Source organism: Chitinispirillales bacterium, assembly GCA_031254455.1.
Lineage (GTDB): Bacteria > Fibrobacterota > Chitinivibrionia > Chitinivibrionales > Chitinivibrionaceae > WRFX01.
On record JAIRUI010000109.1, the window covers coordinates 26,066 to 36,951 of the forward strand.

At 38.5% G+C, this 10,886-nt stretch carries 11 protein-coding genes; 8 read left to right on the forward strand and 3 right to left on the reverse strand.

Translation table 11 applies throughout. From position 1 onward, the window contains the following. Positions 1-5: 5 nt before the first annotated feature. On the reverse strand, positions 6-1,049 hold the full coding sequence (locus LBH98_08570) for a glycosyltransferase family 4 protein (protein MDR0304801.1): 1,044 nt from the start codon (positions 1,047-1,049) through the stop codon (positions 6-8). A 211-nt stretch (positions 1,050-1,260) separates the two neighbouring features. On the opposite strand from LBH98_08570, the gene LBH98_08575 reads away from it, so the two are divergent. From LBH98_08575 to xerD, 8 genes are all read left to right on the forward strand, one after another. Then, positions 1,261-2,103 carry a patatin-like phospholipase family protein gene (locus tag LBH98_08575; protein ID MDR0304802.1) on the forward strand — a complete coding sequence of 281 codons (843 nt, stop codon included), beginning with the start codon at positions 1,261-1,263 and terminating at the stop codon, positions 2,101-2,103. A gap of 346 nt (positions 2,104-2,449) precedes the next feature. After that, complete coding sequence (gene asd, locus LBH98_08580) at positions 2,450-3,571, forward strand: aspartate-semialdehyde dehydrogenase (protein MDR0304803.1); 1,122 nt, start codon at positions 2,450-2,452, stop codon at positions 3,569-3,571. 12 nt (positions 3,572-3,583) lie between these two features. Continuing rightward, positions 3,584-4,636 (forward strand): beta-lactamase family protein, encoded by a 1,053-nt coding sequence (locus LBH98_08585; GenBank protein MDR0304804.1) that lies wholly within the window; start codon positions 3,584-3,586, stop codon positions 4,634-4,636. A gap of 148 nt (positions 4,637-4,784) precedes the next feature. Further along, a complete protein-coding gene (locus LBH98_08590) occupies positions 4,785-5,324 on the forward strand; it encodes an OmpA family protein (GenBank protein ID MDR0304805.1) in 540 nt (179 codons plus the stop codon). A 69-nt stretch (positions 5,325-5,393) separates the two neighbouring features. Next, complete coding sequence (locus tag LBH98_08595) at positions 5,394-6,119, forward strand: tetratricopeptide repeat protein (GenBank protein MDR0304806.1); 726 nt, start codon at positions 5,394-5,396, stop codon at positions 6,117-6,119. 12 nt (positions 6,120-6,131) lie between these two features. Continuing rightward, the gene (gene murB, locus LBH98_08600; protein ID MDR0304807.1) at positions 6,132-7,022 is read left to right on the forward strand and encodes a UDP-N-acetylmuramate dehydrogenase; all 891 of its coding nucleotides are present in this window, start codon (positions 6,132-6,134) and stop codon (positions 7,020-7,022) included. Between the two features lie 10 nt (positions 7,023-7,032). After that, entirely contained in the window at positions 7,033-7,653 is a 621-nt protein-coding gene (locus tag LBH98_08605; GenBank protein ID MDR0304808.1) for an MBL fold metallo-hydrolase, read from the forward strand. 34 nt (positions 7,654-7,687) lie between these two features. Then, complete coding sequence (gene xerD / locus LBH98_08610) at positions 7,688-8,581, forward strand: site-specific tyrosine recombinase XerD (protein MDR0304809.1); 894 nt, start codon at positions 7,688-7,690, stop codon at positions 8,579-8,581. On the opposite strand, the gene LBH98_08615 is transcribed toward xerD, so the two are convergent. Both LBH98_08615 and LBH98_08620 read right to left on the reverse strand, forming a co-directional pair. Further along, complete coding sequence (locus LBH98_08615) at positions 8,573-9,787, reverse strand: MFS transporter (protein ID MDR0304810.1); 1,215 nt, start codon at positions 9,785-9,787, stop codon at positions 8,573-8,575. The two genes, xerD and LBH98_08615, sit on opposite strands and share 9 nt — an antisense overlap. Positions 9,788-9,796: 9 nt before the next feature. Further along, entirely contained in the window at positions 9,797-10,792 is a 996-nt protein-coding gene (locus tag LBH98_08620) for a tetratricopeptide repeat protein (protein MDR0304811.1), read from the reverse strand. Between the last annotated feature and the right edge of the window lie 94 nt (positions 10,793-10,886).

A 10,886-nucleotide genomic window follows, 5' to 3' on the forward strand; every position in this document is an offset into this window, starting at 1 on the left:
GTTTTTTACAAATATTTCTCGTAAATTTCTTTATATTTTTGCGCTACGTTTCCCCATAAAAAATTATTGTAAATAAATTCTTTCAATTTTCTTTGTTCGCTTTCGCTTCGACTCAATGCCGTTTTGATTCCCGTCGAAATTGAGTCTATTGAGTATGGATTAACGTAAATACCAAAATCCTTAAAATAATCTTTTGTGCCGCCAATCGGCGTCGTTACAATCTGAGCGCCGGCAAGAGCCGCTTCCATAGAAGCTATGCCTGGTGTTTCAAGCCACGACGGCAAAACAAAAACTTTAGCCGAAGCGTATGCGCTTGCAAGCATCTCAGACTCATGACCGAACATTCCGATATAATGAACCTGCGGATATTTTTCCAATTCCACTTTACATAATTTTCCGTAATCGCTTTCGGTATGGAACGAACCGATAATGTATGACGGATTGTCGATTTTTCCTAACGCTTTAATCAAATTCAGTCCGTTTTTACGCTCTTTCCCAAGCATTGTAACCGACAGGATTATATCACTGTCGCCATATTTTTTTTTGAAAAGTTGCGGATTCGCATTTGCAAACTTTTTATCTACACCGTTTGGCACAACCGTAATCTTTTCATCTGGAATTTTGAATAATTTTCGAATCTGTTTGAGTTCGTCGTTTGTGTTGGGTAGGATTGTTTCTGCGTTTTTCATAATCTCAGAACAGTAGTCAAAACACGATTTTGTACCGGAATCAAAATATGAAATAAATTTTGTAATTGCACGAATTCCCGCTATTTTCCATGCGGGATGGCGAGTGTAAAAAATTGATGAAACTATTTGCGGAATATTTTTTTCATAAAGCGTGCGCGAAAAACTATGCATTTCATAATTAGTTGAAAAGATATGAAAAGCTCCGATATTTTGTGGATTTATCGTCTCCCAAGGGTTGTAAATCTCGACAGGTAAACCGAGTCCTCTGCACGCTTCAAACGTTTTTCTTGCCTGTGTCGCCAATCCTCCGTTTACTATTCCTGAAGAGTACACATTCGTTAAATATATTTTTTTATCCATTCTTTGCCTTTTTTGAAAAATACTATTTGCCGTTTTATAGAAGAATACACTTAGTGCAACCAGGATAATTTCAACGGATTTTTGTTATCGCTCGCTTTTTCTATGAAAAACAACAAGTTTTATATTTCTTAAAGTATATTTGACGTTGAATAAATTGACGGAAACAATAAAACTACGCACCTTAAACAAATTTATAAATAAGGAGTCTAAGATGAAAAACATCTTCGTAATTTCAGGCGGCGGCGTCAGAGGAATTATCGCCGCAAAAGCATTGTCTCAAAGTTCCGTTAAGCCTGATTTGATAATAGGCACATCGGTCGGTGCGATATTAGGCGCTTATTTGGCTCTTGAAATAAACGGCGACATTTGTAAAATGTTCAAAGAAGCGGCAAACGTAATATTCGGTAAAAAGAAATTGTTTCCGCCAAAATATGATTTGAAAAAAACCGTATCTTACCTTAATGAAAATATATTCAAAAGCAAAAATTGTTCCGATTGCAAAGCGCCGCTTATAATCTCATCGTCGGAATTGGCCGGTGAGGCGACGATATATTTTAATTCGGATAAAAAAAGAGAAAAAGAATTAAAAGTGGCGGAGTTTATATCGCCTTCTTTTGCCGCTCCTTTTTACTTTAAGCATGTTTTAATTAAAGAGAAAAAATATGTTTTATCAGACGGCGGAGTTGGATATAACAATTTTGCAATAATGCCGGCGTTTATAGAATCGGCAAAAAGAGGGTTTTTGGGAAAAGAAGAATGCAATTTTTATGCTTTCGGGACGGGAATAGAAAAAAACGAAATAGATAAGAAATATGAAAAGCTTTCTAAAAAGGTATGGCTTGGAGACGTTTTGGAATACTTAAATGTAAAATCCGGCGGTTTCGCCCGTCAATCGTCTTTTAACGAACAGATAAACGCGGGTTTTAACATCGCAAACAATATAAAAGGAGTATCGTTTAATTATTTTGACGCTTATATTAAAAAGGATTATAAATTGGACGACATAAAAAGTATAGAGGAAATGGAAAAATTAGAAATAGAGAAAATGGAATGAAGGGGACAAAAATATAAACCATTATGAATAAAAAAATGAGGTTCAAGATGATTTGTTTCAGAAATTTTATGCACATTGCCGATTATTTTTGAAAAAAAATAACATGCTATTTGTTGTAAATTCCCCTGTGACAACAGTAAAAAGAGATTTTTGTAAAATATTGCTTCTTATCCGAATCTATCGGTTTGCGCTCAATGAAAGAATAACTATCAAAATTGCATATAATCTCTTGGCGCTTTTTGTATTTTTACAGAGTAAATTTTTTTCAAGCGTTTGTTCCACATTTTGTAGAATATAAAAATTATTTTCTGTTTGACATAGAGAGAAATCCAAAAAAGGATAAACAATGAAAAAAGTCGGTTTTGTCGGATGGCGTGGAATGGTCGGTTCTGTTCTTATGGAAAGAATGATTGCCCAAAAAGATTTTGATTCCTCGTATTCGGTTCAATTTTTTAGTACTTCTCAAGTCGGACTTCCGGCGCCGAACGTAGGCGTAGAAAGCTCAGATGTAGTTTCTGCTACAGATATAAAAGAACTATCGTCGATGGATATTATCGTTTCCTGTCAGGGTGGGGATTATACAAACGATATTTTCCCAAAACTTCGCACAAACGGGTGGAACGGATATTGGATTGACGCCGCATCAACGTTGAGAATGGATGAAAACGCGGTTATTGCGCTTGACCCTGTAAATAGAAAAGTTATAGACGCCGCTCTAAAAAACGGCAAAAAGGACTTTGTCGGAGGAAATTGTACGGTCTCGCTTATGTTAATGGCAATAGGCGGACTTTTTGAGCGGAATTTAGTCGAATGGGTGAGTTCGATGACTTATCAGGCGGCAAGCGGTGCAGGAGCAAAAAATATGCGGGAACTGCTTGCTCAAATGCAATATATAGGAAACATCGCCCAACCCTATCTCAAAACACCGTCGAGTGCGATTCTCGACTTGGACAGAGCGATATCTACGGCTATTTGTTGCGATGAAAATCCGACTCAATATTTTGGTGCGCCGCTTGCGGGAGCGTTGATTCCCTGGATAGACAAGCCCTACGAAAACGGGCAATCTAAAGAGGAATGGAAAGGGTTTGTAGAAACCAACAAGATTTTGGGAAAAGCAGCCGATAAAATTCCGGTCGATGGAACTTGCGTGAGAATCGGCGCAATGCGTTGCCACAGTCAAGGACTTACGATAAAACTCAACAAAAACGTTAGGCTTGACGAGATTGAAAGCATAATCTCATCACACAACGAATGGGTGAAATTTATTCCGAACGAAAAAGAAATTACCCTCAAAGAATTGACGCCTGCGGCGGTTAGCGGGACGTTAAATGTGCCGGTAGGACGTGTACGCAAAATGCGAATGGGCGATACGTTTTTGAACGCATTCACCGTCGGCGATCAATTGCTGTGGGGCGCAGCCGAGCCGCTTCGCAGAATGCTTAAGATTTTGCTTGAATTTTTAGGATAATTTTGCCGAATTATGCGAAGCGTTGCTGAAAAAATACTGAAAAATGCAATTTCAAACGGCGTATTTAACTGCGTCGTACTTGGAATCGTCAAAAACGGCGAAATTATTGAACCGATTGCACTTGGAATTGCAGGAAAAGGCACTCCGCAGCAATTTAAAATTTCGCAGGACAGTATTTTCGATGTCGCTTCCATAACAAAAACAGTTCCCGTTTCAACGCTTGCGCTGATTGCTTTAGACAAGAAAAAAGTATCGCTTTCGACTCCGATTACCGAACTTTTGCCTGAGTATCACAGCCCGAACAGAAAAGAAATCACTTTCAAAAACCTTTTAACTCAAACGCTGAATTTTGATTTCGCGCTTTCGGATATGAAACAGAAAGACAGCGCAGAAATTTACAGGGCGATTATGACCGCGCCGCTGAAAGTTCCGGCTGGAACTTCGTATTTTTATTGCAACGCGACATCAATAATTCTTGCGCGCGCGGTCGAGCAAATTTGGCAGAAACCGCTTGACGTTATTGCGAACGGCGAATTGTTCGTTCCGCTTGGAATGCGGGATACGCTTTTTCGTCCAAACGACGAAATTAAAAATAAAATCGTACCGACCGAAATCGACCAATGGCGCGGAAGAGTGATAAAAGGCGAAATTCACGATGAAAGTTCGTGGAAGTTGAACGAAATTATAATTCCTGGCGCAGCGGGAATTTTTTCTACGACACCGGATTTGCAGAAATACCTCAAAGAAATCTTAATTGAAGAAAAGCGGCTTTTTTCACAGGGGTTTCTTGATTTTTCGATAAAAAATCACCTTCCGCAAGGTATAAGCGACTTTGCGGCATTGGGGTTCGAACTGAATCAAGAATATATGGGAAGTTTGCGCAGTGAAAACGCATTTGGTAAAACCGGATTTACAGGCTCAGCAATTGTCGGCGACAGAGCGAAGAAAAGCGGTTTTGTGCTTTTGAGCGATTATACGTTCCCGACAAGAAAATCTAACCGTGACGCGATCAACTCGGTTCGCACAAAAATCGCCGATTTACTGTGGAGCAAATTGGCGACATAGCGAAAACTAAAAAAACATTCGCAGATTAGGGTTGAACCGTTTTTTATTTACATTTTAATAATTTTCTTCACACATGTAGATAAATATATTATTTTTAGATATGTTTTTGGATTTTAGCGGTAAACGTTTAACGAAAGGACGTATATTTATGATTAAAAAAGAGACATTATTATTTTTCTTTATTATTGCTTTGGCTGTTATTTTTGCAGGATGCAAAAATAAATCGGCTATTCCGGTTGAAACGGTAGAGCCGGAACCTCCGGCGCCGGTACAAACTTGGGACGATCCCGATACAAGTTCTTTCTCTGAAGTTGATTTGGAAGCGGAACTTGCGGAAAAAATAAAAGAAAACCTTCAGGTCGTATATTTTGAGTTGGACAAATCCGATTTAAGCGCCGAGTCGATGCAGAAAATACGTATCGCCGCAGATTTTCTTAAATCACAGCCGCAAATCAGGGTTCGTTTGGACGGACATGCGGACGAAAGAGGAACGGTCGAGTATAATTTTGCTCTGAGTGAGAAAAGAGCGTACGCCGTCCGCGACGTTCTTACACGTTACGGCATTGACGACAGAAGAATGGAAACGACTTCTTTCGGCAAAGAAAAACCGGCTAATCCTTATTGCAACGGCGAGGAAGCGTGTCATTCTCTGAACAGAAGAGTCGAATATACTATTATTAAGAAATAGACATTGATTTAAGGCGAAGACATCGGTTTTAATTACCTGTCTTCGTCCTTTTTTAACAAGGAGCGTATTGTGAAATTTTGTCGTATAATCCTTTACGGCTGTTTGTTTTTGGTTTTCATTTCATGTTCTAAAATCACAATCTTGAGAACAAAAGAGCTGACCGAGGTTCAAAATCGTGTAGATTCTTTGCGAAACGATATTTTTACGATAGACGACGCTTGGCAGGCAAGGAATGAAGAAGCCGTGTCGTATAAAATCGCGATGGAAATGATGTTGAACAGAATGAACGTAATGCTTGAGCAATTGTCCGGAAACGTTACGGAGAGTCAGGTTAAGATATCGGAAATAGATAAAAAAACCGGAATTATTTCTTCGCAAATGGCGGAAAAAGCGCGTCAAGATTCTTTACAGGAATCCATTAAGGAACAAGAAAGAATCGGTCTGTTTAATCTTGCCAAAAGTAATTATGACAGTGGAAAATTCAGCGTCGCAATAAACGATTTTAACGACTATATACAAAAATACCCTAATTCCGAAGATGCGAAAACGGCTTTATTCTGGATTGCCGAAGCGAATTTTGCAACGGAATCTTTAGATGCCGCTGAAAAAACGTTTAAACAGTATTACACGGAAAATCGCGATGAAAAAAGCGCTTGTTTGGCTTTATATAAAATGGGGCTTATTTACGAAAAGCAGCAAAAGACGAAAAGCAGGGATGCGGTTTGGGGACAGTTGAACAAGCAATGTCCAAATAGTGAAGAAGCAAAATTAGTCAAAGAAAATCAAAAAAAGTGAAAGTATAATATTATGCCGGAAATCGTAAAAAAAGTATCTCTGGCGGAAAGCACAAGAGCCGGTTACCAAATAGGCGGCGAAGCGGACTTTTATTTGACGGCGCATAACGTGTCCGACATAAAATTCGGACTTGATTTTGCGCGTGATAAAAATATTCCGTATTTCGTATTGGGCAACGGTTGTAACGTTCTTGCCAGCGATAAAGGTTTTCACGGAATTATAATTGATACGCGCAGAATTGACGAAATTATCGTTTCCGAGAATTCAATTAAAGCGGGTGCGGGCGCACATATATCTTCATTTGTACGCGAGGCGGCGCTTGCAGGCTTTGCCGGAGTTGAAGAATTGGCCGGTATTCCCGGTACAATAGGCGGCGGAATTGTAATGAACGCCGGTGCGTTTTCACAGAAAATTTCCGACAAAATTTCACAAATTTGCATATATGATTGTGACAGCGGTTTGGAACGTATCGTCTCAAAAGAAGACGTACAATTTGAGTATCGGTCGAGTATTTTTAAGAAAAAAAACTACATAATTATTTGGGCGAATTTTCTTTTTACGTTAAAAGTCGCTTATGGGGTTTTGGTATCAAGACAGAATGAAGTTTTGGAAAAACGGAAAAAAAGTCAGCCGTTGGAATACCGTTCCTGCGGCTCGGTTTTCAAAAACCCGCCGGATTCTTATGCGGGAAAACTTATTGAACAAGCCGGTCTTAAAGGGTTTTCCGTCGGCGATGCGCAGATAAGTGAAAAACACGGTAATTTTATCATAAATAAAGGTAATGCAACGGCTGAAGATATTCGAAAAATTATAGCCGAAGTAAGAAAAGTAATTGTATCCGATTTTTCAACGCAGCTTGAACCGGAATTAATTTTTTTAGGTGAATTTGATACAAAAATATAGTGAGGAATAAATGTATAAAATTGAGTGTTTTAAGTCGGGAAGAATTTCTACTAATTCTTATTTGCTCATTGAAGACGGTAATGCGGTCTTAATCGACGCTCCGCCGGATCCTTTTGATACGATTGAATATATTAAGAAAAATAAAATAAATCTGCGGGCGATATTGCTTACTCATTGTCATTTTGACCATTTTCTAGGTATTTTTAATTTTTGGGACGAAATAGATAAAAATATCCCGCTTTACTTTCATTCTGCAGAACATTTTTTAATCGCCGATGAACATATTAACGGCGGAAAATTGTTTGGGAAGAGAGCGTCATACAACGGTTCTTACATCCCGCTTGAAGAAGGAAAACTGAGTATAGGAAATTTTGTATTTGACGTTTATCATATACCTGGTCATACGCCTGGGGGGATTGTTTTTCTTATAGGTGCGGACTGTTTCTCAGGGGATTCGCTTTTTGCCGGAACGGTTGGACGAAGCGATTGGGGCTATAGCGACGGTAAAGCGCTTATAGAAAATATAAAAAGCAAACTTTTTGTTCTTTCCGATTCAACGAACGTTTTACCCGGACACGGATACTGCTCGACTATAGGCGAAGAAAAAGCGAATAATCCGTTTTTTAAATAAAAAAATGAAAGAAAATTTTGAAATTAACGAGAAAATGAAATTATTCCTCGGTTGGATTTCAGCGGAAAAGGGGCTTTCCGATAACACAAGAAAATCATATTTTTTCGATTTGGTTCGTTTTAACGGTTTCCTTAAAAATAATAATTTAAGCGAAGATACGGTTTCTTTGCAAGAATTGCAAAAACATATCGAAGACCTTCACGACATCGGATTTGCGCCTACGTCAATTCAGCGCTGTATTTCGGCTATCCGCGGATATTTCAGATTTTTATGCGATGAAAACGAATTACAGTCGGACCCTACTGAAAATTTGGACGCACCCAGAAAGCCGCGCTATCTGCCCGGCGTTTTGTGTCAAGAAGAAATAGAATTGCTTTTGGATGCGGCGTTTGAAGAAAAAAGAAGCGCGGCGATTCGCGACCGTTCAATATTAGAACTTTTGTATTCTACAGGAATGCGCGTTTCCGAGTGTATTTCAATTACGATTGACCAATTTCTTGCGAACAGCGAATATATGTTTGTCATAGGCAAAGGAAATAAGGAACGAATAGTTCCGGTCGGAGAAATTGCGCGGGAATGGGTCTTGAGATATATAGATGAAGAGCGCCCGCTTTTTTCTAAACCTGTAAGCGCAAATTATTTATTTATAAATCAAAAACGCGGGCATCCGCTTACACGAATGGCTGTTTGGAATATAATTACTCAAGCGGCTGCAAAAGCAAACATTTTAACACACATTTCTCCTCACACGATGCGGCATTCTTTTGCGACACATTTGCTTGAAGGCGGCTGTGACTTAAGAATTGTACAGGAATTTTTGGGACACTCAAGCATAACGACTACGGAAATTTATACGCATGTTTCAAGCGCATATTTGGTCGAAACACACAGATTTTTTCATCCGAGACAAAAAAAGAAATTAACGTAATTTATTTTTTCTAAAATGCGCGGAGACAAACAAAGAAAAATAAAGCGCCGAAACAAAAGTTGAAATTGCGCCTATTGAATAAGCGACTGACATCCCCCATTTTTCCATAATTATACCGCCTAAAATCAAACCTCCGCCAAGGCCTACATCCCAACATGTCAAATACGTCGAACTTGCCGCCGCTCTTCTGTTATCGGGAGATAAATTCACAAAAAGAGTATTAAAGGCGGGAAATGTGATCCCGTACCCCAAACCCATAAAAAGTCCGACTAAATAAAACAGGATTTTTATATAGATAATATTTTGGATTTTTACAAAACCTATCGCAGAAAACAAAGTAAGGACTAGCGAAACCAAAAATATACCAAATGTTATTGCCGTCGTAAGTTTACCCCTGTCTATAATTTTCCCGGAAAATATGCGCGACAAAATAAGTCCTGCCGACATAAGAGCAAAAAACAAGCCCGTTCCTTCAAGAATTCCAAGTTCTTTCCCGTATAGCGCAGAAAACGATACTATTAAACCGTAAGGATAAGACAACAAAATCAATGAAATTCCCGCATAAACTCCTTTGATTTGAAAAAACTTGTCAAACGACAGTTTCTTATTTTCGGGCGTTCTTTCTATGCGCTTTTTTTCTTTTGGCAAATGTACTTCCAAAATACATATAAACCCCGCTATACAAAGCAAAAACGCGATAATGAATATCCAAAAAAAGTCGTAAGTAGTTTCGTGAATATAGAGCCCTGCCATCGGACCCGCCGCCATTGCTATGCTGTTTGATATTCCAAAATATCCAAATCCTTCGCCGCGGCGGTTTTCGTCAACTATATCGGTAATTAACGCGTTTCCGCAAACCGATTGCGCTCCGAAAACAAATCCGTGAACGCTTCGTATGATAAGAAAGAACGCCATTCCTTCAAAAAACGGGTAAGGCAGAAAAAGCAGGGAATAAATCAAAAGAAGCAAACAATAAAGTGTTTTTCGATTAAACAGATCCGAGAAATAAGCGAAAATCGGTCGTCCGATCATTGCCGAAAACGTATAAGAAGCTAGTATTATGCCGGTATGCGATTGTAAAATCCGGTATTTTTCAATCAAAAATATCGGAAGTATCGGCAAGAGCATATAGAAACCAAAACAATTAAGGAAATTTCCTATACATGCGAAAATATAACTTCTGGTAAATAATTTTTCTTTTTGCATAACAATGAACTATTTCGGTTTTGCTTTTCCTTCTTTTTGCGTTTTGTCTTTCGCTTTTTTATTTGTATTTTGCGTTGCTTTCGTTCCTACGGCGTCTTGAACTTCTTCAGCGGATTCAGGAATTATTTCTATCGGCTCTTCCGTTTTATTTTCCATATCCGCTTTAGGCGAGTCGTCATTTTTCGGCTTTTGAACCTGTTCTTTGACATTTTTTTGGACAGCCGCTTGATTTTTTTCAGTCGAAATCTTTTTCATAGTTTCATTAGCTTTGGAAATAAATTCGCTTGCCGGATATTTTTGAATGAATTTGGTAAATTCTTCAAGAGATTTATCGGATTCGCCCAAAAGATAATAGCATATTCCTATGCGATACTGCGCGTCGTCTTCTTTGGCGGAACCTTTGAAAGAGAAAATTTTTTGGTAATATTCCAGCGCCTGCGAATAACTTTTTTGAGCAAAATAGCTTTCCGCTATCCAATAATAGGCTCTGTCCGAATACTTTCCTTTCGGAAACGAATTTAATATTTCTTTCATAAATTGACGGGTTTCATCGAAAAAATTTTTGCGGAAAGCGTCAAGTCCGCGGCTATAAAGCGAATATTCATCACCGCCGAGAGTTTCGGTAGCCGTTGAAACGGTAAATCCGCTTGGACGCGGAGCCGTCTTTTGCGCTTGTTGAACAAACGGAATGAGGCGAATATCTTTAACCTGAGAATATAAATCACGAAACGCTTCCGTTAAATATATAAGCTGAACTTCAACGTCTTCCAGGCGGGTCGCAGAAAAATCTTTTAGAAGAACATCAATTATATTTTGTTTTTTTACGATTTCTTTTTGCGCCGCTTGAATTTGAGATAATAAATTTTCTGTGTTTGTTACTATTGTTATTGCAGAGTCGGCGGTTTTTTTCACATTGGAAATTTCCTGACGAATTTCTACAAGTTCTTTTTTTGCGCCGAAAACACAAAACACAATCAAAAAAAACAAAACAAGTAATTTTTTCATATAAAACTCCAAAATGTAAGGAATTCACAGCCGTCATATAAAATAATATATGCGCAATATCGACATTATCCTAATCGCAAAAATATTTTTGCGA